The sequence below is a fragment of the Melghirimyces profundicolus genome, from assembly GCF_003054245.1.
Classification (GTDB): domain Bacteria; phylum Bacillota; class Bacilli; order Thermoactinomycetales; family DSM-45169; genus Melghirimyces; species Melghirimyces profundicolus.
Genome location: NZ_QBKR01000001.1, coordinates 145,571 through 167,135 on the forward strand (window position 1 = coordinate 145,571; position 21,565 = coordinate 167,135).

General features: G+C 56.9%; 25 protein-coding genes and 1 riboswitch. Of the genes, 19 read left to right on the forward strand and 6 right to left on the reverse strand.

The features are described 5' to 3' along the window. The 3 genes from C8P63_RS00670 to C8P63_RS00680 all read right to left on the reverse strand — a co-directional run bounded on the left by C8P63_RS00670 (position 1) and on the right by C8P63_RS00680 (position 3,631). Positions 1-1,059 carry an SIS domain-containing protein gene (locus C8P63_RS00670; protein ID WP_108021401.1) on the reverse strand — a complete coding sequence of 353 codons (1,059 nt, stop codon included), beginning with the start codon at positions 1,057-1,059 and terminating at the stop codon, positions 1-3. A 67-nt stretch (positions 1,060-1,126) separates the two neighbouring features. Then, positions 1,127-1,855, reverse strand: a complete 729-nt coding sequence (locus C8P63_RS00675; RefSeq protein WP_108021402.1) for a GntR family transcriptional regulator — start codon at positions 1,853-1,855, stop codon at positions 1,127-1,129. Between the two features lie 90 nt (positions 1,856-1,945). Further along, positions 1,946-3,631, reverse strand: a complete 1,686-nt coding sequence (locus C8P63_RS00680; RefSeq protein ID WP_146172074.1) for a hypothetical protein — start codon at positions 3,629-3,631, stop codon at positions 1,946-1,948. A 164-nt stretch (positions 3,632-3,795) separates the two neighbouring features. Here C8P63_RS00680 and C8P63_RS00685 point away from each other — a divergent pair, with 164 nt between their 5' ends. From C8P63_RS00685 to C8P63_RS00735, 11 genes are all read left to right on the forward strand, one after another. Continuing rightward, the gene (locus tag C8P63_RS00685; protein ID WP_108021404.1) at positions 3,796-4,860 is read left to right on the forward strand and encodes a M42 family metallopeptidase; all 1,065 of its coding nucleotides are present in this window, start codon (positions 3,796-3,798) and stop codon (positions 4,858-4,860) included. Between the two features lie 163 nt (positions 4,861-5,023). After that, positions 5,024-5,758, forward strand: a complete 735-nt coding sequence (locus C8P63_RS00690) for a cysteine hydrolase family protein (protein WP_170109413.1) — start codon at positions 5,024-5,026, stop codon at positions 5,756-5,758. Between the two features lie 24 nt (positions 5,759-5,782). Then, positions 5,783-6,880 carry an NADH-quinone oxidoreductase subunit D gene (locus C8P63_RS00695; RefSeq protein WP_281258656.1) on the forward strand — a complete coding sequence of 366 codons (1,098 nt, stop codon included), beginning with the start codon at positions 5,783-5,785 and terminating at the stop codon, positions 6,878-6,880. Positions 6,881-7,067: 187 nt separating this feature from the next. Then, the gene (locus tag C8P63_RS00700; RefSeq protein WP_108021406.1) at positions 7,068-7,673 is read left to right on the forward strand and encodes a DedA family protein; all 606 of its coding nucleotides are present in this window, start codon (positions 7,068-7,070) and stop codon (positions 7,671-7,673) included. Between the two features lie 121 nt (positions 7,674-7,794). Then, positions 7,795-8,277: a COG2426 family protein gene (locus C8P63_RS00705; RefSeq protein ID WP_108021407.1), complete on the forward strand. Its 483-nt coding sequence runs from the start codon at positions 7,795-7,797 to the stop codon at positions 8,275-8,277. A gap of 35 nt (positions 8,278-8,312) precedes the next feature. Continuing rightward, entirely contained in the window at positions 8,313-8,669 is a 357-nt protein-coding gene (locus C8P63_RS00710; protein ID WP_108021408.1) for a DUF488 domain-containing protein, read from the forward strand. Positions 8,670-8,694: 25 nt separating this feature from the next. Further along, complete coding sequence (locus C8P63_RS00715; protein WP_108021409.1) at positions 8,695-8,994, forward strand: 2Fe-2S iron-sulfur cluster-binding protein; 300 nt, start codon at positions 8,695-8,697, stop codon at positions 8,992-8,994. Positions 8,995-9,062: 68 nt separating this feature from the next. Beyond that, positions 9,063-9,166: riboswitch (TPP riboswitch) on the forward strand. A gap of 80 nt (positions 9,167-9,246) precedes the next feature. Continuing rightward, the gene (locus C8P63_RS00720; protein ID WP_170109414.1) at positions 9,247-9,861 is read left to right on the forward strand and encodes a thiamine phosphate synthase; all 615 of its coding nucleotides are present in this window, start codon (positions 9,247-9,249) and stop codon (positions 9,859-9,861) included. Further along, the gene (thiO, locus tag C8P63_RS00725; protein WP_108021410.1) at positions 9,858-10,985 is read left to right on the forward strand and encodes a glycine oxidase ThiO; all 1,128 of its coding nucleotides are present in this window, start codon (positions 9,858-9,860) and stop codon (positions 10,983-10,985) included. The genes C8P63_RS00720 and thiO overlap by 4 nt, the downstream gene beginning before the upstream one ends. Positions 10,986-10,991: 6 nt before the next feature. Then, positions 10,992-11,195 carry a sulfur carrier protein ThiS gene (thiS, locus tag C8P63_RS00730; protein WP_108021411.1) on the forward strand — a complete coding sequence of 68 codons (204 nt, stop codon included), beginning with the start codon at positions 10,992-10,994 and terminating at the stop codon, positions 11,193-11,195. A gap of 3 nt (positions 11,196-11,198) precedes the next feature. Further along, positions 11,199-11,963, forward strand: coding sequence for a thiazole synthase (locus C8P63_RS00735; RefSeq protein ID WP_108021412.1), 765 nt, complete (start codon positions 11,199-11,201; stop codon positions 11,961-11,963). 125 nt (positions 11,964-12,088) lie between these two features. On the opposite strand, the gene C8P63_RS00740 is transcribed toward C8P63_RS00735, so the two are convergent. Next, positions 12,089-12,967 (reverse strand): ATP-grasp domain-containing protein, encoded by an 879-nt coding sequence (locus tag C8P63_RS00740; protein WP_108021413.1) that lies wholly within the window; start codon positions 12,965-12,967, stop codon positions 12,089-12,091. A gap of 95 nt (positions 12,968-13,062) precedes the next feature. Beyond that, a complete protein-coding gene (gene ftsW, locus C8P63_RS00745) occupies positions 13,063-14,235 on the reverse strand; it encodes a putative lipid II flippase FtsW (protein ID WP_108021571.1) in 1,173 nt (390 codons plus the stop codon). Positions 14,236-14,383: 148 nt separating this feature from the next. Here ftsW and rodA point away from each other — a divergent pair, with 148 nt between their 5' ends. From rodA to C8P63_RS00760, 3 genes are read left to right on the forward strand one after another with little or no spacing between them, the layout of a single operon-like run. Next, the gene (gene rodA, locus C8P63_RS00750) at positions 14,384-15,532 is read left to right on the forward strand and encodes a rod shape-determining protein RodA (RefSeq protein ID WP_108021414.1); all 1,149 of its coding nucleotides are present in this window, start codon (positions 14,384-14,386) and stop codon (positions 15,530-15,532) included. 55 nt (positions 15,533-15,587) lie between these two features. Next, the gene (locus C8P63_RS00755; RefSeq protein WP_108021415.1) at positions 15,588-15,860 is read left to right on the forward strand and encodes a hypothetical protein; all 273 of its coding nucleotides are present in this window, start codon (positions 15,588-15,590) and stop codon (positions 15,858-15,860) included. Between the two features lie 58 nt (positions 15,861-15,918). Further along, positions 15,919-16,131: a DUF1540 domain-containing protein gene (locus tag C8P63_RS00760; protein WP_108021416.1), complete on the forward strand. Its 213-nt coding sequence runs from the start codon at positions 15,919-15,921 to the stop codon at positions 16,129-16,131. Positions 16,132-16,198: 67 nt separating this feature from the next. Here C8P63_RS00760 and C8P63_RS00765 read toward each other — a convergent pair whose 3' ends face one another. Further along, positions 16,199-17,428: a cation:proton antiporter gene (locus C8P63_RS00765; RefSeq protein WP_108021417.1), complete on the reverse strand. Its 1,230-nt coding sequence runs from the start codon at positions 17,426-17,428 to the stop codon at positions 16,199-16,201. A gap of 676 nt (positions 17,429-18,104) precedes the next feature. Here C8P63_RS00765 and C8P63_RS00770 point away from each other — a divergent pair. From C8P63_RS00770 to dacB, 5 genes are all read left to right on the forward strand, one after another. Beyond that, positions 18,105-18,788: a zinc metallopeptidase gene (locus tag C8P63_RS00770; protein ID WP_108021418.1), complete on the forward strand. Its 684-nt coding sequence runs from the start codon at positions 18,105-18,107 to the stop codon at positions 18,786-18,788. 108 nt (positions 18,789-18,896) lie between these two features. Continuing rightward, positions 18,897-19,400: a YhcN/YlaJ family sporulation lipoprotein gene (locus C8P63_RS00775; RefSeq protein WP_170109415.1), complete on the forward strand. Its 504-nt coding sequence runs from the start codon at positions 18,897-18,899 to the stop codon at positions 19,398-19,400. A 168-nt stretch (positions 19,401-19,568) separates the two neighbouring features. After that, entirely contained in the window at positions 19,569-19,838 is a 270-nt protein-coding gene (locus tag C8P63_RS00780; RefSeq protein WP_108021420.1) for a DivIVA domain-containing protein, read from the forward strand. 18 nt (positions 19,839-19,856) lie between these two features. Then, positions 19,857-20,240: a DUF1499 domain-containing protein gene (locus tag C8P63_RS00785; protein WP_108021421.1), complete on the forward strand. Its 384-nt coding sequence runs from the start codon at positions 19,857-19,859 to the stop codon at positions 20,238-20,240. Next, the gene (gene dacB / locus C8P63_RS00790) at positions 20,237-21,559 is read left to right on the forward strand and encodes a D-alanyl-D-alanine carboxypeptidase/D-alanyl-D-alanine endopeptidase (RefSeq protein ID WP_108021422.1); all 1,323 of its coding nucleotides are present in this window, start codon (positions 20,237-20,239) and stop codon (positions 21,557-21,559) included. The genes C8P63_RS00785 and dacB overlap by 4 nt, the downstream gene beginning before the upstream one ends. Positions 21,560-21,565: the final 6 nt, after the last annotated feature.

The window sequence follows — 21,565 nt, forward strand, 5'->3', positions numbered from 1 at the left end:
TCACTCCCCCTTTTTGCCCAAGCGGACCACTTGCCCCAGGTTGCGGGGTTGATCCGGGTTCAACTTCAATTGGAGGGTTTGGTAGTAAGCGAGAAATTGAAAGAAGGGGAGATAGAGGATGGACCGGCATCCGTCTTCCAGTCCCGGGGGAAGGTCGACTCTTTGCCCCGGATCCAGGGAATCCGTCGGCTCCCCCACCACCTTCACATCCGAACCTTGTTTGCGCAAATCCGGAATCAGATCGGCATCGTATTCCCTCGACGTCCGACCGCTCAAGAGAAACACCCGGCAATCTTCATTCAGCACGGAGATGGGGCCATGTCGAAATTCCAACGGGTTGTAAGCCTCACAAAACAACTGGGTCATCTCTTTCATTTTCAACATCGCTTCACAGGCCAGTCCGTAATATTCTCCCAGTCCGAGATAAATCAGATGGTTGCGGGATTCATCCAAGGCTGTTTGACGAGCTTGCTCTTCTGCTGTCAGGAGTTGTTTTTGCCCCAACCTGGGAAGCTTTTGCATATCCTCGAGGACGTTTTGGTTCTCTGACAAGAAAGCGGCGAAGAGTTGAAGGGCGAGGAGCATATTGGTAAAGGAACCGGTCATCACTACACTCTTTTCCCGCGTGTGGGGAAGGGGAATGGAGAAATCGGCCACTTCGGTCAATCGGCTGGAAGGTTCACAGGTGACGGCGAGGCATCGGGCCAACTTTCTGCGGCGCACTTCTTCCACGGCCCGGACCACCTCGGTCGTTTCCCCTGAACGGGAAGAAGCGATCAACAAAGGAGCGGGATGGGGGCGAATGACGGACGAGGGTTGCAGCATCACTTCCGAAGCGGGGACGGCATGGGCGGGAATACCCGTCTGCACCTGAAAGAAACGGGCGGCGGTCAAGGAGAGATAATAGGAGGTTCCGCATCCCGTAAACAGGACGGATTTCGGCTGATTCTCCCTGATAAAACGGAGAATCGGATCCTTTGTCTCCGACATAAAATCAAGGGAAGTCCTCCAAGTTTCCGGCTGACGCCGGATTTCCTCATAGGTGGCGTATGGTTGCAAGAAAAACCCTTCTTTTCAGAAAATTTATCCAACCACAATATACCATCGATGGGTTGATGGGTCAAGATCAAAACAGTTCAGTGAAAAACCGGCACCGGTCCCCACGGACCACGGAACGGCAAAATTCCACGGGACCCCCCTTGGAATCATAGGCGATCCGGTCCAGCAACAGGGCCGGATACCCCGCAGAGACTTGAAGCAACTTGCTTTCATATTCTCCGATCAGGACCGGTTCAAATATCTCTTTTGCACGGGTAACTGTGATCCCGTGCTCGCTTTCAAGAAAGTCGTACAAAGATTGATGTTTCAACTTCTCCCGATCCAACCGGGGAATCTTCTTTTTGGGCAGGTAAGACGTCTCCAGAATGATCGGCTCCTCCCCGGAACAGCGAAGCCGTTTCAATACCCAGGCTTCACCGGGGGTTTTCATTTTCAGGTGTTTCATCATGCTGTGTCTCACCACAGTTAACGACAGATCCAGGACATGGTCCACGGGATGAAGCCCCTTCGCCTTCAGAATCCGGCTAAAGCTGTAAAATCCGGTCAGGGATTGCTCGATTTTCGGCTGAGCGACAAAGGTTCCCTTTCCCTGCTGCCGATAGAGCAAGCCTTCCCGGACCAAATCATCCAAAGCCTTGATCACGGTGTTCCGGCTCACCCCGTAAGTGGATCGCAGCTGATGTTCGGATGGAATGCGGTCGCCCGGGGTCCATGTGCCCGATTCAATATTCTCCTTCAGAATTTCTTTCAGTTGGTGATAAAGCGGCACGACACTGTGAGGGTTCAACTGACTCATGTCCGACCTCCTCCGAAACGTCCTTTTCACATCATATCAGAAAAAAATGAACCCGGCGTGCGATCGCCGGAATTTTCTGTTCTCAACAGGTCAGGGGTGGATCACCAGGAGGTGATCCAGTTTTTTGGCCTGTTGAAGGATCCGGTTCCGTTGTTTCGGATCCAGGGTGGAGTCGGATTCCAGCCGGCGGATCAGGCGGTCGAGACGGTGACCGGATTGCTCGTTCCGGTTTTCCACCACCGACTGAAACAGTTGTTCCGCATCTTTTCGCAGCGGATCACTTCCGCTCCCTTTGATGTCCTCCCAAAGATGGTACAGCGCGAACATTTCCATGGCGGTCAGGTAGACACGCAGACGCCGTTTGGGGTCAAATACCAGGGTTTCGCCGATGATACCCGGATGGTTGGACCGGTAGGACCATCCCGCGTCTTCTTCAAATCCCGGGTTGGTGACCTCAAAGCCCTTCGGTTCCAACTGGTCAAAGCCGGTAAAGAACCACACCGGGGTCCCTTCTTTTTTCCGTTGAAGGCGGAGGGTGAGGACCGCCACTGTTTTTCCTTTCAGATAGGGGGCCAGATTCAGGTGCTCTTTTTCCCATGTTTCCGGCCGCCGGGACCGGACATCTTTTTCCCAAACCACTTTGTCGTCGATGAGAACCTGTTTGACATATTGGCCCTTTTTCAGGTTCCGGGGGTGAACGCTCAGGTGGTGAAGGTCGAGGGAATATTGATCCGATCCGTCGGTCCGGATCTGCTGTTGGATCTCCCCCTGATCGCCGGGGGAGGGGGTGTGACCGGGAGGAACGAACAGACACCCGTAACCGAAACCGCTGTAAGCGGTTCGGTCCTTTCTTTCGGGAAACCATTCCTTCTGAAGGACATAGGTGATTAAACCTTGGATGTCTCCTTTTCGAAGATGGTCCAAGCCCACCCGCATACTCGTCTGAACATATCGAACGGAAGGGTTGGAGGGGGTGGCGGAGAGTTTGCTCGCGTGGATCATCAGAATAAAAGGAAGTCCCTCTTTCTTCAACATGTCGGAGGTGTGCCGGATTTGTTTTTTCAGTTCCCGGGTCCGCTGCGTGTTGCGAAATTTTCCATCCCTGAAGGTCATCACCACTCCGTCCATCAGGGAACGATACTTTTGCAACAGCTCGGGACGGATGGCGGAGTAATAGATCTGGGGGAAGAACTTCAGTCGGGGGTTCATCTCTCTTCCGGCCTTCCTCATGGCGGACACGTATTCCGGGGAGAAAAACGACAGGTTGTGGTTGAAGTCGTCCATCACCACGCCTTTCAGGTTGGGATGGGACTGGGACAGCTTACCGATGGCGCGGAACCAGGCGATATAGTCGGTTCCGAAGGGTTCCGACTGCTTTGAACGGGCTTCCGATGGGGGGACGAGGTAGACCCAGACATCGATTCCCGCCTTTCTGGCCGCGGGGAGGAATTCCTTCCGGAGATCGTCCCAGTCGGTGGAAGCATGCCAAACCAGGTAAACGTAAGTATTGACGCCCAGTTCCTTCAGTTTGCGAACCATCCGGGTCGTGTCCACATGGCGGATCCCGTCCTTCCGGGGTCGGGGTTCCCGCAACTCCCCTGCATAATCCCCGAGAACGGAAGGGAAGGATTCTCCGGCGTACGCGGTTTTCCATCCGGTGAGCCCGACCTCCGTCAAAATCGGTCCAAATAAAGACAGACACAGGGAGGCGAGAAGCACAGGAGTCAGCAAGAGCCTCCACCGTGGATGCCTCTCTTGATGCTTTCGATGATTCATTCCCGGCTTCCCCTTTCTCTCTGTGATGGCCGGCCGTCCACTCTTCGGGTAGTTTGAAGAGGGAAAGGGTGAATTATGTACCGGTAAATAAAAAGGAAGAACGGCAAACATAATACAGGGAGAACACACGGCCGGATGTGGCCAAAGGAGTGTGAATGTCTCCCATGGAATTGTTGAAAGAGTTGACTGAAGCCAATGGTGTTCCCGGTTACGAAGGCGAAATCCGAAGCATTCTGCGCAGGGAACTGGAGCAGCAGAACACCCGGATCCTGACCGACGGGGTGGGAAGCATTTTCGGTGAAAAAACCGGCACCTCGGGTCAGCCGAGAATCCTTTTGGCCGGTCACATGGATGAAGTCGGGTTTATGGTGACGAAAATCCACAAGGACGGCTACCTGTACTTCACCCCTCTGGGCGGTTGGTGGGATCAGGTACTGCTTTCCCAGCGGGTCACGGTGATGACGGAAAAGCGAAACTTTACGGGTGTGATCGGCTCCAAACCGCCGCACCTTCTGAAAAGTGACGAGCGAAGCAAAGTGTATCCGATGCGGGAAATGTTCATCGATGTGGGGGCCAGGGACGCGGACCAGGTGAAGAAATGGGGGATCAAGGTGGGAGATCCGGTGGTGCCGATCTGCCCCTTCGAAGTCCTGCCGGATTATGACACCATCCTGGCCAAAGCTCTGGACAACCGTTTCGGTTGTTATCTCGCCCTGGAAGTGCTGAAAAAACTGAAGGACGAACCCCATCCCAACACTGTGGTGGCGGGGGCGACGGTTCAGGAAGAAGTGGGGCTCCGCGGAGCGGCCACCACGCCTTATGTGGCCGAACCCGATATCGCCTTCGCCCTTGACGTGGGCATCGCCCAGGATGGTCCGGGCAGTGATCGGGCCAATAAACCCCATCTTGGCGGCGGCCCGTTGATCACCTTCCTGGACGCCACGATGATTCCCAACATCCGCCTGCGGAATCTGGTCATCGATACGGCGGAGGAGCACCAGATACCTTATCAGGTGGAAACGATGACCGGCGGGGGCACCGACGCCGGAAAGTTCCACCTTCACCGACGGGGGGTTCCTTCCTTGGTGGTCGGTGTGGCGGCCCGTTACATCCACAGCCATGTCTCCATGATCAGTAAAAAGGACGTGGAGCATGCGGTCCGTCTCCTCGTGGAAGTGGTGAAGCGACTGGACAGCCAAGCGTTGGAATCTTTCGGTTTTAACGAATGAATCAAACGCCTGCCGCCTTCGGGCGGCTTTTTTACGGCTGTTCCGATTCCGCGCCGGGGCGGTGAAAGAGAGAGTGTGACCTTGAAGAAGTTGGCCCGGATGGAAAGAGAATCGCTTTCATGGTAAGATGAAGGTCGAAAAATCCAACAGGGAGAGGAACCGGATGGATCGTCGGGACGCTTTTCTGAATGATGTGGAGGAAGATCTGGCCGGGTTGCCTTCCATATCCGCTTCGGCGCTGGTGGAAGAGGCCGGAGGGACGGACCGGCTGTACCTTGTTTTTGTCGACATCCTGAAGGGGTTTTGTGAAGAAGGCCCCCTCGCCTCGGAACGGGTGGCGGAAATGGTGGACCCGGTTCGCCGTCTGGCAGGGACGCTGGTCGAAAAAGGCCTTCCTGGACGCAACCTGGTATTTTTGCAGGACGAACATGCCCGGGAGGCCGCGGAGTTCAGCGCTTTTCCGCCCCATTGCATCCGGGGGACGTCCGAGGCGGAGACCGTGAAGGCACTGCAACCTTTTCTCCGGATGGAGGGAGCCCGGCTGTTCCGCAAGAACGCGACCAACGCCCTGTTCGGGAGGGACGGATCCGGGAGGCGTTTTTTTGAATTTTTGGAAGAGGGCTTTCGCCAAGGTCCCGCCACCTTCGTGGTGACGGGAGACTGTACGGATCTTTGCATCTACCAGAACGCCATGGGGATCCGTCTTCTGGCCAATGAACATAACGCCGATGTCCGGGTGGTGGTGTCAAAGGAACATGTCCGGACCTACGACACTCCCGTGGAGACGGCACGGGAAGCTGGAATTCCCGCCCATGACGGGGAACTGATGGACGCACTGTTTCTGTATCACATGAAGCTGAACGGCATTGAAGTAGTGCAAACGATTACGGCGGGCTGAAGGGTCAAGGGGGGAACAGACAAGGTGAGAACGGAAGAAATGCTCTTGAATGTGGGGCCCCAGCACCCCAGTACTCACGGGGTGTTCCGGTTGGTCCTGCGGATCGACGGGGAAATCATCCGGGAAGCGACTCCCGTGATCGGTTACCTCCACCGGGGAACGGAAAAGCTGGCGGAAGATCTGACTTATACCCAGATCATTCCCTACACCGACCGGATGGACTATGTGAACGCCATGAACAACAATCACGCCGTGGTCCTGGCCGTGGAGAAGTTGATGGGCCTCGAGATCCCCGAACGGGCGGAGTACCTTCGTGTCATCGTCACGGAGTTGAACCGGGTGGCCAGCCACATGGTCTGGTTCGGGACCTACCTTCTGGACATCGGCGCGATGAGCCCGTTCCTCTATGCTTTCAAAGACCGGGAAAAGATTGTGGAACTCTTCAATGAACTGTGCGGGGCCCGTCTCACCTACAATTACATGCGGGTCGGGGGTGTCAAGTGGGATGCCCCGGAGGGATGGCTTCAGAAAGTGAAGGATCTGATCCCGTACCTCCGCTCCCAGCACAGGGAATACATGGATTTCGTCGGCGGAAATGAAATTTTCCACGCCCGTGTGCAGGGGGTGGGGCGGTACGATGCCGGCACCGCGGTCCAATACGGCCTGTCGGGGCCGGGACTCCGGTGCACCGGTGTGAAACGGGATCTCCGTACAGGTGGGGAGTCCTATTCCATTTACGACCGGTTTGACTTCGATGTTCCCACCTCCACGGAAGGAGATTGCAAAGCGCGTTTTTTTCTCCGGATGGAAGAGATTCTACAGTCGCTTTCCATTGTGGAACAGGCACTGGAAGGGATTCCGGAAGGCCCGGTGATGGCCAAGGTGCCCCGGGTGCTTCGGCCTCCGGATGGAGAGGTGTATGCGGCGGTGGAAAATCCCCGCGGGGAACTCGGGGTTCACCTGGTCAGCAAGGGGAAGGATAAACCTTGGCGGATCCATTGGAAGCGTCCTTCCTTCAGCAACCTCCAAATCCTGCCCCGGCTTCTGGAAGGGGAGAATGTGGCCAACCTGATCGCCATTCTCGGGGCGGTCGATATCGTGTTGGGGGACGTGGACGCCTGACCGGCACTCCCCTGAGACTGTCGGGCGGTGAAAAACCCGCCTGTTTTTTTGGCAATTTCTTCACGCGGTTTTAAAGAAATCGCCGCTGTACATATACTGGTACCAGCCGGCACGTCCTTTCGGTTTTTAGCCGGGGGGAGTTATGTTATTCTATAGGTATTGCCAAAGAAGAAAACGGGGTTGAACCATGGAACAGACAATGTTTGACATTCTATCACAATATGGATATCTGGGCATCTTTTTCTTCCTGATGCTGGGTATCGTGGGTCTTCCCTTACCCGATGAGATCTTGATGACCTTTATCGGTTATCTCGCTTCCATCGGGAGGCTGAATCTCTTTTTCACCTTTATCAGCGCCCTGAGCGGTTCCGTCTGCGGGATTACCGTCAGTTACTTTTTGGGAAGTCGTCTCGGCTATCCCTTCCTCAAGCGATATGGAAGTAAGATCTTCATTACTCGGAGGCGGCTCAGGATTTCCCAATTTCTGTTTCGCAAATACGGAAACTGGGTTCTCTTCTTTGGTTATTTCATCCCGGGAGTACGCCATGTGACCGCGTACATGGCGGGGATCTCCAACCTTTCTCCCGGACGTTTTGCGGCCTATGCCTATACCGGGGCGCTGACTTGGTGCACCACCTTTGTGGGTCTCGGTTATCTTTTGGGAGCCCACTGGGAAAATGTATTTCACGTCATGCACCGATACGGCGTTCTGTTTCTATGGATCGCGATCCCGTTGTTTTTGGTCTGGGTTGGCCGCGTGATTTACCAGCAGCGCAACCGGTTCAATGCGTGAGAATTTGAGAACGTGCGGGTGGGGGTCCAACCCCCGGACCCTTCATTCACATAGGATATAAGAAAAGGAACACCAGAGATAAACGGATGCCGTGTTTAGTGGAGAGGAGAAGAAAAACCTGATGCTTGAATGGTTGGCCTTGTTTCCCAAGCAATTGCAAGTGTTATTTCTTGCGGGCCTGCCCTTTATCGAACTGCGCGGAGCGATCCCCTTCGCCACCCTGATCGGCCTTCCTTATTATCAGGGTCTTTTTTTCGGCATTATCGGGAATTTGCTCCCCATCGTCCCGCTGCTGTACTTTTTTGAGCCCTTGATGGAACGGTTATACCGATTTTCCCCCCGTTATCGGAGGTTCTTTGAACGAATTCAGAAGCGGGCGGTGGAAAAAGGGGGCCCCATCCGCAAGTACGGGGCAGCCGTCGGTCTTTTTCTGTTTGTGGCTGTTCCCGTCCCGGGGACGGGTGCTTACAGCGCCTGTTTTGCCGCTGCTTTCTTTGGCGTGCCTTTTTGGATCTCCGCCGGGTCGATCGCGGTGGGCACCGTCTGTTCCGGTCTGCTCTTTGCCACACTGAGTCACTATGTGCTGGTTTTTTTCGGGTGGTGACCGGTATAAAACCCATTCCCGAAGGGGTGAGCCGAATGGAATTCCGTATCAAACGCGTATATGAAGAACCGGAAGTTGCCGACGGAACCCGGGTGCTGGTGGACCGGCTCTGGCCGCGGGGCTTGAGCAAAGAAAAAGCCCGGGTCGATCTTTGGCCCAAGGAATTGGCACCTTCGGACGAGCTCCGCAAACGATTCCACGAAGACGGGGATTTCAACACTTTTGAAAAAGATTACCGCGCCGGGATCGATCCCGAAGATTTGGATCGCCTGCTGAACCGGTTGGAGGGGGAACGGGTGACACTCCTGTTTGCCAGCAAAGATGAAAAAGAGAACAACGCACAGGTTTTGAAGAAAATGCTGATGGAAAAAAGCGGACAGCAAAATCGATGATCGAAGTCGACAGGAGGGAATCCATATGCCACAGGTGGCAGTCAAAATCGGACCCCAGGAAAAATCCTTCGAATGTCAGGAAGGGGAAAACCTTCTTTATGAAGCGATTTCCCGTTCCATCATGATTCCTTTCAACTGCACATCGGGCCGTTGCGGATCCTGCCGGATCCGCGTGTTGGAAGGAGCGGAGAAATTAAGCGAGGTCGGGGACCGGGAGATCCTCCGACTGGGGGAGGAACAGGTGGAAAAAGGGTTCCGGCTCGGCTGTCAGACCTACGTGTACGGGGACGTTCGGGTGGAAGTTCCCCAACCGAGGCTCTACTGAACCAGCCGGATCCTTGGTTGACCCCGGGACGGGGGGTTGTTAAAATAATGAAAACTTCATCTCTTTGACGGTACCACTGGGGGTGCACGGAAGTGCTGAGAGAGGCCTGTGGCCTCAACCCTTTGAACTTGACCTGGTTCATGCCAGCGTAAGAAAGTGGGGGCCGACCGCATCCGATTTCGTGAAGATCGAGTGGCAACCGGCATCCCCAGGGGATGCCGGTTTTTTTGTGGGCATAAGAGGGGGGATGGCGTGGGAGAGCTTCATTATGTGAGTGCCCCGCACCAGACGCTGGATCAACTCCTTTGGCTCTGCCGGCGCATCGGGCCGTGGGTGGACCGGATCCACCTCAGGAAAAAGGAAGGGTCGGCGGAGGCGCTTTTCCGATGGGCAAAAGCACTCCTCGAAGAAGGAAGGGTCAAACGGGGGCAGCTGGTGATCAACGGAAGCCCGGAAGTGGCCCGAACCCTGGGTTGTGCAGGAATCCACCTGCCGGAACGGGAGAAGCCGGAAGCGGGAATCGCCGACCGCGGACGGCTTCAGGTGGGGTGCTCGGTCCACTCGGTGGAATCGGCGGTGAAGAAGGAGCGGGAAGGGGCGGACTGGTTGTTTTTCGGTCATGTTTTTCCAAGCGGGAGCAAACCCGGTCTTCCGCCGAAAGGAACGGCCCGTCTTCGGGAGGCGGCGGGGGCCGTCCGCATTCCGGTGCTCGCCATCGGGGGCATCACCGGGGAACGGGTGCCCCTGTTATCCGGAACCGGCTGTGCCGGCGTGGCGGTAATCTCGGCTTTGTCCAATGCGCGGGATCCCGGGGCGGCCGCCCGGAGGTTGAAAGAAAAGATGCGAGTTTGGGAGGAGGAAACATGAACGTCAAAACGCCGGAGGTTGCCGTGATCGGCGGAGGCGTGATCGGTTGTTCCATCGCCTATCACCTGGCAAGCGAAGGGGTGTCGGTCACCCTGCTGGAAAAAGACCGCATCGGGGAAAAAGCCTCTTCCGCGGCGGCGGGGATGTTGGGGGCTCAGGTGGAAAGCGGGTTTCCAGGACCGATGGTGGACCTGTGCCTGGCCAGCCGAGAGATGTTTCCATCGCTGGCCCGGGAGCTGAAGGAGAAGACCGGCCTGGACATCGAATGGGACGGGACGGGGCTTTTGCGCCTGGCCGGGGATCCGGCGGAGGGGGAGGAGCTTCGCGAGCGGGGAGCATGGCAGCGGGAACAGGGAGAGACGGCGGAATGGTGGGACCCCAAGACCCTCCTCCGCCGGGAGCCGGCCCTTGGGGAGGGGGTGGCAGGCGGCTTGTTCATCCCCGGAGACAGCCAGGTTTCCGCTCCGCGCCTGGTCCAGGCACTCGCCCGCGGCGCGAGCCTCACCGGCGCCGAGCTGCTGGAAGGGGCTGAAGTGCGAAGGTTCCGTTGCGAGGGGGGGCGCATCCGGGAGCTGGAGACCTCGGCGGGCAGGATCCACCCTGAGAAGGTCGTGTTCGCCGCAGGAGCCTGGAGCGGAATCCTGGCCGAAGCCATCGGTCTCCGGCTTCCCGTGGTGCCGGTGAAGGGAGAGTCCCTGGCCCTTCGCTGGCACCGGCCGCTCTTTCGCCGCACGCTGTTTGCCAAGGGGTGTTACCTCGTCCCCAAGGCCGACGGACGGGTGATTGTCGGGGCGACGGAGCTTCCGGGGGACACCTCCCCGGGGGTGTCGGCCAAAGCCGTTCACGGGTTGCTCCGTGAAGCCGTCCGGCTGGTTCCCGGGCTCGGGGAGGCGGATTGGGAGCGGGCCTGGTCCGGACTGCGGCCGGGCACGCCGGACGGGCTCCCGTACCTGGGGCGTGCCCCGGAGCACGAAAACCTGTGGGTTGCCTGCGGCCACTTCCGGAACGGGATTCTCCTGAGTGCCGCCACGGGCCGGGGACTGGCGGACCTGCTCCTGGGAAGGCCGGTTCCCCGGTTGAACCCTTTTTCACCCGGGCGGGTGTTGGCGGGAGAAAGGAGGTAGGAAAGGATGCGAGTCCGTGTGAACGGAAAAGACCGGGATTTCCCTTCGACGGTGCGTACGGTGGAGGACCTGGTGGCCCACCTCGGCCTTGCCGACCGCATCGTGGTGGTGGAGAAGAACCGGGAAATCGTGGATGGAAACCGGCGGGAAGAGGCCTTTCTTGCCGACGGGGATCGTGTGGAGATCGTCCAATTTGTGGGGGGAGGATGAAGCATGCTCAAGATCGGACCATATGAATGTCAATCCCGCTTGTTTTTGGGAACAGGGAAGTTTTCGTCCCTCAAGGTCCAGGCGGAAGCGGTGGAAGCGTCGGGGACCGATGTCCTGACCTTCGCCCTGCGCCGGGTCAACCTGGACCACCCGGAGGAGCCGGGTTTTCTGGAACGGCTGAACCGGAAGCGCTTCCGGTTTCTTCCCAACACCGCCGGGGCGAAGACGGCAGAGGAAGCGGTCCGTCTGGCCCGGCTCGCCCGGGCATCCGGCCTGAGTGACATGGTGAAAGTGGAGGTGATCGGGGATGAGGAAACCCTTCTCCCCGATCCGGTGGGAACCCTGAAGGCCACCCGGCAGTTGGTGGAGGAAGGCTTCATTGTCCTTCCCTACACCAGCGACGACCCCATCCTGGCCCGGCGGCTGGAGGAAGCGGGCGCCCATGCCGTCATGCCCGGCGCGTCCCCGATCGGATCCGGCCAGGGGATTCTCAACCCCCTGAACCTGAAGCTGATCATCCGCCGGGCAAAGGTCCCGGTGATCGTCGATGCCGGTATCGGCTCCCCTGCCGACGCCGCCCGGGCCATGGAACTGGGGGCCGACGGCATCCTTCTCAACACCGCCGTCTCCGGCGCCCGCGATCCCGTCCGGATGGCCCGGGCCATGAAGCTGGCCGTGGAAGCCGGACGCCTGGGATATGAAGCCGGCCGCATCCCCAAAAAAGAAACCGCCTCCGCCAGCAGCCCGGCAGAGGGAATGGTGACCTGAGAGGGTGGTTACAAAGGATTAGCCCGCAAGGGCTCATTTTTTTGTTTTATTTGGTCGAAAGCAGGGGGAAAAAGATAACAGTACGGTCAGGACTAACAAAAAAAGGATTCGATGCCGGATCCTTTTCATGCACCCGTCTTCGCTTTTTCTCTCAGTCGTTCCAGTTCCTTCCCCAGGGTTTCCGCGATCGCCCGCATGCCGAATTTCCCGGCTTTGGTTTCGGCGTCGGAGTTGTAGTTGGTGTTGGTGTTGACATCGTAGGTGAAGAGTTCGCCGTCCGCGTTGCGGATGAATTCGATCCCGGCGAATTGGATGCCGTTGGCCCGGAGGAATGCTTCGTATTTCTCCAGAACCGGGTGGTAAAAGCCGATGATCTCAAACTTGGGCCGGGGGTCTTCCGTGGTGGGGCAGAAGGCGTCGTCGATCCGGCAGGCATCCGCCGGGCAGTGTTCGAAGCCTTCCGAGGTGTCCACCCGGACGGCGTAGAAGAATTTCCCGCCGATGAATTCGCACCGGGTGATGGTGGAGTCGGGGGATTCGATGTATTCCTGAAGCAGAGTGATCCCGTCGATGGGTTCTTCAAAGGCGGGGCTGTGGACGTAACGTTCAAGGGCTTCCGCGCTGTGGAACAACTGAACCCCCAGCCCCTTGCCGGCACGGTTGTGTTTGGTGATGAAGGGACGGGGGAAGGACCGGGCTGCTTCCAAGAGGTGTTCTTTACCGACGGCGGCCACGGTGTGGGGTGTCCGGACGCCATGGGCCCGCAGGGCCTGATACTGCGCCACTTTACTCACTTCCAGCGAAAGCGCCCGGCTGTCGTTCAGAACCAGGCGCCCGTGGGATTCCAGCCAGGAAAGAACGGCGGCGGTCAGCTCCGGTGCGAAGCGGTGCTCCCGGGTATGGGAAGAAGCGCTCATCCGGTTGTAAAAAACGCCTTCCGGCGGGATTTCGGAGAGGTCCAGGTTGCCCTGGTCGAGGTGCCAGTCCTCATGGGGAAGTCCCAACCGTTGATTTCTATTTCAGTATAATGGTTCCGATGAGATGACTCAATTTTACGGGTTGTAAAAAAGCACTCCACTGAGGGGAGTGCTTCAAGCGGTCATATCCGAAAGGGTCGGGAAGGGGGGACCAGTTGCGGCCGGGGGTACCCGGTTTTTTCTTTGGATTTTGAGGTGGCGGCGGCGGTTTGGTAACGGGAGATGTTCAACAGGATCCCCGCGGCCATCATGGAGATGACCAAGGAGGAGCCTCCGTAGCTGATGAAAGGCAGGGGTACCCCCGTCACCGGCAGGATGGCCGTGACCACCCCCAGGTTGAAGAGGGCCTGCAGGGCAAACATGGTCACGATCCCGATGCCCAGGAGGACGCCGAACTGGTCCGGGGCCTTCAACGCGATGCGGATGCCGCGGATGACGAAAGCGATAAACAATCCGATCAGAAACGCGCCACCGACAAAACCCAGCTCTTCGGCTGTCACGGCAAAGATAAAATCGGTTTGTGGCATCGGGAGGTACGCCAGCTTCTGAATGCTGTTTCCCAACCCTTTGCCCAACAAGCCGCCGGGTCCGATGGCAAAGAGCGACTGAATCGTCTGGTATCCGCTTCCGGTTTTGTCTTTCCAAGGATCGAGAAAGATGAGGAGCCGTTGCAGCCGATATTCTTCGAACACCATCACCCAGATCAGGAGGGGGAGGCCGGCCGAGGTCAAAAGGAGAAGGTGCTTGATCCGGGCTCCCGCGCAAAAAATGACGGTCATACAGGTTCCGATCAGGATGACGGTGCTGCTGAAATGGGGTTCCAGGACGATCAAGGAAGCCATCAGTCCGAGCACGATCAGGGGAGGAAGCAGTCCCTTCCGGAAGCTTCCCAGAACGTCCCTCTTTTTCACCATGATCGACGCGGTGTAGATGACAGCACCCACCTTGGCCCATTCGGAGGGCTGAAAACCGATGGGCCCCAGCTGGATCCACCGGGTTGCCCCGTTCACGGTCTGGCCGATTCCGGGAATGAAAACGAGACTCAGCAGTGCCAGGCTGCTGAGAAGGATGGCTCCCACATGCCTGCGGTACAGGGTGTAGGGAATGTTGGAGAAGACGAAAAAGAGGAAAACCGCTCCCAAGGCCCAGAACAACTGTCGTTTGAAATAGTAGTAACTGTCGTCGTAACGGATCAGACCATCGTAGTAGCTGGCGCTGAACACCATCACCAGCCCGAATCCCGTCAGCAGGAAAATGATGAACATCATCCAGAAATCAGGTTTGCCCCGTGACATAACGATCCCCTTCATCCAGAATGTTCGGTGCCTCCGGTGGTGGAATCCGGCTTCAATCCGTGATTTTTGGCGGTTCCAAACCCCGAAGATGTTGCGTTATACTTGTCATGTAAGCCAATTTACCAAACAAAATCGGGTGTTGTGAAGGATGAAGCCCAGCCGCATGATCCGGCAACTGGATTTCCCTTTGATCTTATTGCTCCTGGTATTGGCCATCATCAGCATTGTTGCCATCTCAGGCGCGACCCACTCCTCCAATCCGTCTTACGTGGAACAGCAGGTGGTTTGGTACCTTGTAGGTATTCTATCTTTGGTGGCCGTCCTCCTGTTTGACTACCGCGTTCTGATGCAGGGAAGATTCGTTTACATTTTGTACGGCCTGGGGATCCTCCTGCTTCTGTTGGTGATGGTTCCCGGTGTGGGCGTCACGGTTAAAGGGGCGCAGCAATGGCTTCGGATCGGGGGATTTCAGTTCCAGCCGTCGGAATTGATGAAGCTTTTTTTGATCGTCACGTTGGCCAAGGTGACGGCCGAGGTCCCCACCCTCCCCATCCGGGGTTGGAGGGAAATAGGTAAGGTGCTGGCCCTCTTTGCTCTTCCGTTTATCCTGATCCTTCAGCAACCCGATCTCGGGACGGCCTTGGTTCTGATCGGGATCGCGGGCAGCATCCTGCTGGCTGCGGGATTGGACTGGCGGATCTTTCTGGCGGGGATGATGGCGGCAACGCTTGTGATCGGCGGGATTCTGTTTCTGTTTTTTACCGAGCACCCGCTCCTCCGAACGATTCTCGCGGATCACCAGATCCAACGGATCGAAACCTTCATCAATCCGGCTTCCGACCCCAGCGGAGCCGGGTATCAACTGACCCAGTCCATGATTGCGGTCGGCTCGGGACAGCTGTACGGAAAGGGGCTTCACAACGGGACCCAGGCTCAGGGAAAATGGATCCCCGAGCCCCATAACGATTTTATCTTTGCCGTGTGGGCGGAGGAATTCGGTTTTATCGGCGGGAGTATCCTGTTGTGCACCTTCATCTTTTTGGTTTATCGCATCATCCAGGTGGGAATCAACAGCGGGGACCCCTTCGGAGCTTATATCGTTGCGGGGGTGGCCGGCATGGTGGTGTTCCAGGTGTTCCAAAACATCGGGATGACGGTGGGAATGCTCCCCATCACCGGCCTTCCCCTCCCCTTTGTCAGCTATGGGGGGAGTTCGTTGATCACTCATATGATGGCGATGGGCCTCGTATTAAACGTGGGGATGCGAAAAGAAGGGGATTTCCTGTTTATGGACTGAACCCCCGGAAGATTGTGGTATACTGTTGGACAGCAAAGGCTGAAGGAGGTTCATCGTGAAAGTAACCAGTGTGTTACTCAACATTAAGGAAGAAGACTACGATCTCTACGAGGAAGAACTGACCCGGTTGGGGTGGAAAAAAATCGGGGACCAACCCGTCTTCCGCAAAAAGTATGGAGAAACGGAAGTGGAAGTGAAGGAGCACATCCCCACATTCAGTGCGGATGTCTACCTGACAGTGTCGGCCCGCAACGAACGCGGCATCACCTTCGAGTCGATCAACGAAATTCTCAAAGAGCTGCGGGAAGCGGACAAAACCCCGGATTAATTCGCCAGCTATAGATTGCCTCTCCCTGGCCCATAATGAGGGACAGGGGGTGAACAGAATGACTCAGGTGAAATGCAGTGTCGCCAATTGCTCCTATTGGGAACCGGGGAACAATTGCGGAGCCGATGCGATCATGGTCGACATCGACGAGCACGCCGATCGTGAGTACGAGGAAACAATCGGTGGAGAAGCGGTCGACACCCAACACCAGGATTATTCCGCAAAGGACTCCGCGGAAACCTGTTGCCACACCTTTAAACCGAAACATTGATCGATCTCCCGAAATCCACGAAAAACGCCCGCATCTTTCGATGTGGGCGTTTTTCGTGTCTTGTATCTCAGGAATCTTGTTTTGCGGTTTTTTTGGAACTGAAGATCCCTTTCAGCATCGGCGGCGTGACCAGGGTGGTTACCAACACGATGATCACCGTGACGGTGAAGAGTTCGTTGTCGATCAGACCGCGGGTGAGACCGATGGATGCGACAATCAGCCCCACTTCCCCGCGGGCGACCATCCCGGCACCGATCCCGGCGGAGCTTCGCCAGTTGAATCCGGCCATTTTGGCTCCAAGCCCGCCTCCGATCAGCTTCGAGAGGATGGCGACGATGGACAGCACCACCATCAGCATCACGATTTCCGCGGTGAGACCGCTTACTTTGGCGGTGACCCCGATACTGACGAAGAAGATGGGGACGAAGAAGGAGAAGGAAACGATCTCCACGCGTTCAAACAGTTCCGTCCGGAATTTGGTCAGGCTGAGCATCAGGCCGGCGAAATAAGAACCAACGATGCCCGCCAGTCCGAACATCTCGGCGAAATAGGCGAAGCCGAGGGCGGAGATGATGCCGAAGGTGAGCAGCACTTCCGATGTCATCAGGTTGGCCGCCCACCGGAACAGGCGGGGAAGTAAATGGCGTCCGATGAGGGCGGTCAATATGAAGAACAGGACAATCTTGCCCAAGAGGATGACGATGTCCAGGACGCTCCCTCCACCGCCGCCACCGGCGGCAAAACCGACGACTACGGAGAGAATGATGATCCCCAGGACGTCGTCGAGCACCGCGGCGCCCAGAATGGTAACGCCTTCCTTGCTCTGCAGTTTCCCCAGCTCACGCAAGGTTTGGACTGAGATGCTCACGCTGGTGGCCACCAGCAGGGTTCCGATGAAGATCGAGGTGTGGGTTTCATATCCGAAAGCGAGACCGATGCCAAAACCCAAGATCAACGGGAAAAGCACTCCGCCCACAGCCACGAGGGAGGATCCGTAAGCCGTCTTTTTGAATTCCTCCACATCGGTTTCCAAACCGGCCAGGAACATGAGCAGAATCACCCCGATTTCCGCCAGTTCCTTGATCAGCCCCGGATGTTTGGGATCCACCTCGATCCAGCCCAGGAGCGCGGGCCCGAGGATGATCCCCACCAACAGCTCGCCGAAAACGGAGGGTTGGCCGATTTTCTTACTGAAATGACCGGCCAGTTTGACGGCAACCAGGATCAGAACGAGTTCCCAAAGGAAGTGAAATTCTTTCAGCTTGTCAAAGTCCACGAGTTTTTCTAACAGGTCCATCTCTTACCTCCTTCGAAGGAATCCTTCCCCATTCTATCAGAGTTTGAAAAAGTGTTCATGGGATGGACAAGGGATGTTCATGGGATGTTTACAATTGTTTTACACTGATATATTCTACAGGAAAAAAGGTGATGTGGAGGGGTTCCCGTGGGAAAATCCAATATCGGCCTCTGGATTGTCCTGTTGTTGGCGGTGATTTTGATCGGCGGCCTCGTGATGAACTTCGTGACAGCCTCCTGAACCTTTTCCCCGGCGGGGGAGGAAAGAAACACGGTTTACCGGATATGATATAATAATACCAGGAACCGATCATACCTATGACGGGGGGATGGACATGGTTCAACGCAATCTGTATCTTCTGGTTTTCGCCGTTTTATTCGTCTTGTCCCCCGTCGAAATGGAAGCAGCTTGTCCTTTCCCGTCTGCTCCTTCCAAATGGCTGGAACGGGAATGGTTCAGGCGTCCGGCTTTGATCCGGAAGACCAAAACCCGTCTTCCGCACAGATACCGCCAATGGTATCGACAGTTGTTACTCACGTGTGACGATATACAGTATCGACTAAGAGGGATTTGGACTATACCCCGACAATATCAGGGGGTCACATTCTGAGGGAGCGGATGGGAACATACAGCAGAGCGAACCTACACCAATCATCAAAAAAGGGGAAATGCGAAAATGAACATCAACCTGATCATGCTCCTGGTCGTTTTCGCTGCGTTTGGGCTGGTGATCTGGGCCCAGTTCCGGGTCAAAGGCAGTTTTAAAAAGTGGTCCAAAGTCCAGGCTTCTTCCGGGATGACGGGGCAGGAAGTGGCCCGTCGCATCCTGGACCAGAACGGCCTTTACGATGTGGCGGTGGAGCCGGTCCGCGGACGGTTGACCGATCATTACGATCCGATCTCACGGACGGTCCGGCTGTCGGAACCGGTGTACCACTCCAACTCGATTGCCGCCGTGTCCGTGGCAGCTCACGAATGCGGCCACGCCATTCAGCATAAAGAAGCTTACGGGGCCCTGGTGCTCCGTCACCGGTTGTTCCCTGTCGCCAACTTCGCCTCCGGGATTGCTCCCTTCCTGTTGATCGGAGGGTTGCTCATGGGAGCGATGGGGCTGTTCGGTCTCGGTATTCTGCTTTACTCCGCGGCGGTTGCCTTCCAAGTGATCACCCTGCCCGTGGAATTCAATGCCAGCAGCCGGGCGAAGGCCATCATGGTGAAGGAAGGGTTCATCCGCAACGTCGAAGAGCGGGGAGTCAGCAAAGTGTTGAACGCAGCTGCCCTCACCTATGTGGCCACCACTCTTTACGCCTTGCTTGAACTGCTGCGCTTCGTTCTTCTGTTTATCAGCAGCGACGAATAAGCGTTATCGAAAAAAACCGTCCGTTCCGGGCGGTTTTTTTTGAGTACATATTTTTTTCTTCTTCGTCGGATACTAGGCCTGACTCTTCATGAAAAGGAGAGAATGAATATGCGCAAGCTTTCCAAAGGATTCGTTCTGCTGACCGCCCTCGGTCTGGTCGTCACCGCTGTCGGCTGTGCCACGCAGAACCGGCCGGAAGAATCCCGCCAAAGGGATATGGGGACACAGCAGGTTCGTTATCAGGATCGGACGGATCCCGGACGGACCCAGGTTGCTCAGAACATGCGGGTCGCCGATAACGTGGCTGAGTCCGTCACCCGGTTGGATTCGGTTGATTCCGCCACCGTCATGGTGACGGACCGGACGGCTTATGTCGGGGTCATGATGGAGAAAGACTACAACGGGAGACTGACCAATAAAGTCAAAGATCAGGTGTCCAAAAGGGTGCGTCGGGTGGATCCCAGCATTGACCGGGTGTTTGTCTCTGCCAATCCGGACTTTGTCAAACAGTTGGGGGACTATGCACGGGATGTCCGGAACGGTCGGCCGGTCTCCGGTTTGATGCAGCAGTTTTCGGATCTGGTGGAGCGGACGTTCCCGGCTGCCAGATAACTTGAGACCCTCGTACCCCGGTTTCCGGGGTTTTTTTTGTTGCGTGAAAAGGGCCGTTGGTTGAACTCCCGTGAAATAGGTCGTTATGATAAAATAAGGTAGTTCCGTTTTTCACGCCTTTCTGAAAGCGGGAGTCCCGTTCAATATATAAAAGAGGGAGGAGTTCAGATGCGACTGACACCGCGGGATATATTCGATAAAGACTTCAAAACATCTCTTCGGGGCTACGACGTGGATGAAGTGAACGAATTCCTCGACCAGGTGATCCGCAGCTACGAAGATGTGCTGGAGGAAAACGAAAAACTGAAACAACAGCTCAAAAAGGCGAATCAAAATTCCAAGCGCCATAAACGGGCCATGCCGGATGAAGACCAGGACCGGGTCATCCAGGAGATTCTTCAGCGGTTGGATCGGTTGGAACAGATGATACGGCGATAAAAGGGGAGAAGACGTGTCATGTCAGGGTTGAAGCGCATCATCACCGGGGTGGCGGACACCTCGGACCGGGCGGCGGAGCCGGACTTTCGAACCCGCCGCTACCGAGGGCAGGCGAAAGAAGCCGCAGAATGTCTGAAAAAGCTTCCTTCAGAAGACGGCGCTTTTCGTCTGGTGCACGTGGACGCCGAGCGGGGAGAAATCATGATCGAGTTCAAAAACCACTTCGGCTTCAAACACGATGTCGTGGTCACCGTTTTTTCGGAGTCACCGGTTCGGATGGCTGTCGACATCCATGCCGCCACCCGGGGACGGATGTTGGATCTGGGGGGCAACCGGGAGCTGGTTCGGCGGATCTACCGCTATCTGGACCGTCACCTTGAACGAACGGGGGATTCCGGATGAACCTGCCGGAGAAAATGAATCGTTTGATCGGAGCTTGGGCCGCCCGGTCAGGGGAGAAGGGCGCACGGGTCGGGTGCGCTCTCTTTTGTTTCCGCACCGGCCGCCGGTGGGATTTGGACGGGGAAAAGCGGTTTGTTCCCGCTTCCAACAACAAAATATGGACGACGTTGACGGCCCTGGAAGAGCTGGGCCCCGAACACCGGTGGTACACCCGGTTTGCCGCGGAGGAAGGGGGCCGCTTATGGATACGGGGGGGCGGTGATCCTTCCTTTGACGTGAACGCCGCAACCGAGGTGGCAAGGGCCCTTCGGAGGCAGGGGCTGACCCGGCTGGAAGGCCCGGTCCTGCTGGATGACGGGCTCAACCGGGATGCTCCCTGGGGGAGGGGGTGGGCGTGGGACGATTTGGCCCAGGGTTATTCGGCCCCTGTCCATGCCCTGAATATGGAGCACAACCGGATCGCATTCCGGTTTGACCCCTCCTCCCCCACCCCGGAGGTGATCGGCTTTTCTCCGGTGCAATGCCGGGCCGGGGCCGAAGTGCGTTTGAGTTGGAGCGAAGATCCGGACGCGGAGATTCGCATTTTTCGGACGGAGGGACCGTACGGTTTCCGTCTGGAAGGGGAGGTTTTCCGGGGGGATCCGGAAGTCCGGGCAGCGGTGGCATCCGGGCCGGAATTTTTTGCTCAGGTCTTCCTGGAGGTTTTGCGGGAGGAAGGAATCCGGGTCCCCCGGGGTGGGGAAGTGAGGACGGGACCTTTCCCCCGCCAGCCGTCGATCCGGGTGGATCAGGCGTCACGTCCCCTGGTTGAGGCCCTGTCCCTGGTCAACGGGGAAAGCGACAATCTGGTGGCGGAAGTCTTGCTCCGGTCCCTGGGACTGAAAGAAACCGGTTTCCTTTCCCAGGAGGCCGGGATCCAAAAGGTTCTGGGTCGCCTGGCGAAGAGAAGGCTTGTCCCGCCGGAGGTAATGGCCGACGGGTCGGGTCTTTCGATGTACAACCTTTCCACCCCGTCTTCCCTGAATCGGGCATTGGTTTGGGCCCGAAAAAAACATCCCTGGTTCACCGCCTGGTTAAAGAGTCTCCCCCGCTACGGAAAAAGCGGCACGCTGCGGGACCGACGCGCGTTTCTTCCCGACGGGGTGGAGGTGGCAGCCAAAACCGGCACTCTGTCCGGCGTGAAATCCCTGAGCGGTTATCTGCTGAGGGGGAAGGAACCGACGTTGGCCTTTTCTCTGCTGGTCAACGGCCTGCTGGATGAAAAAAACGGAGAAAAGCTGCAGGATGAGGTGCTCCAGCTTTTCTCCGCCATCGGATGAGTGGAG

Coding starts and splice junctions, on each gene's coding strand:
- C8P63_RS00685 (WP_108021404.1), top strand. CDS start 3,796: ATGGAATTGTTGAAAGAGTTGACTGAAGCCAATGGTGTTCCCGGTTAC.
- thiS (WP_108021411.1), top strand. CDS start 10,992: ATGCGAGTCCGTGTGAACGGAAAAGACCGGGATTTCCCTTCGACGGTG.
- C8P63_RS00770 (WP_108021418.1), top strand. CDS start 18,105: ATGAACATCAACCTGATCATGCTCCTGGTCGTTTTCGCTGCGTTTGGG.
- C8P63_RS00775 (WP_170109415.1), top strand. CDS start 18,897: ATGCGCAAGCTTTCCAAAGGATTCGTTCTGCTGACCGCCCTCGGTCTG.
- C8P63_RS00675 (WP_108021402.1), bottom strand. CDS start 1,855: ATGAGTCAGTTGAACCCTCACAGTGTCGTGCCGCTTTATCACCAACTG.
- dacB (WP_108021422.1), top strand. CDS start 20,237: ATGAACCTGCCGGAGAAAATGAATCGTTTGATCGGAGCTTGGGCCGCC.
- C8P63_RS00705 (WP_108021407.1), top strand. CDS start 7,795: ATGCTTGAATGGTTGGCCTTGTTTCCCAAGCAATTGCAAGTGTTATTT.
- C8P63_RS00780 (WP_108021420.1), top strand. CDS start 19,569: ATGCGACTGACACCGCGGGATATATTCGATAAAGACTTCAAAACATCT.
- C8P63_RS00760 (WP_108021416.1), top strand. CDS start 15,919: ATGACTCAGGTGAAATGCAGTGTCGCCAATTGCTCCTATTGGGAACCG.
- C8P63_RS00735 (WP_108021412.1), top strand. CDS start 11,199: ATGCTCAAGATCGGACCATATGAATGTCAATCCCGCTTGTTTTTGGGA.
- C8P63_RS00785 (WP_108021421.1), top strand. CDS start 19,857: ATGTCAGGGTTGAAGCGCATCATCACCGGGGTGGCGGACACCTCGGAC.
- C8P63_RS00690 (WP_170109413.1), top strand. CDS start 5,024: ATGGATCGTCGGGACGCTTTTCTGAATGATGTGGAGGAAGATCTGGCC.
- ftsW (WP_108021571.1), bottom strand. CDS start 14,235: ATGTCACGGGGCAAACCTGATTTCTGGATGATGTTCATCATTTTCCTG.
- C8P63_RS00710 (WP_108021408.1), top strand. CDS start 8,313: ATGGAATTCCGTATCAAACGCGTATATGAAGAACCGGAAGTTGCCGAC.
- rodA (WP_108021414.1), top strand. CDS start 14,384: ATGAAGCCCAGCCGCATGATCCGGCAACTGGATTTCCCTTTGATCTTA.
- C8P63_RS00765 (WP_108021417.1), bottom strand. CDS start 17,428: ATGGACCTGTTAGAAAAACTCGTGGACTTTGACAAGCTGAAAGAATTT.
- C8P63_RS00680 (WP_146172074.1), bottom strand. CDS start 3,631: ATGAATCATCGAAAGCATCAAGAGAGGCATCCACGGTGGAGGCTCTTG.
- thiO (WP_108021410.1), top strand. CDS start 9,858: ATGAACGTCAAAACGCCGGAGGTTGCCGTGATCGGCGGAGGCGTGATC.
- C8P63_RS00715 (WP_108021409.1), top strand. CDS start 8,695: ATGCCACAGGTGGCAGTCAAAATCGGACCCCAGGAAAAATCCTTCGAA.
- C8P63_RS00700 (WP_108021406.1), top strand. CDS start 7,068: ATGGAACAGACAATGTTTGACATTCTATCACAATATGGATATCTGGGC.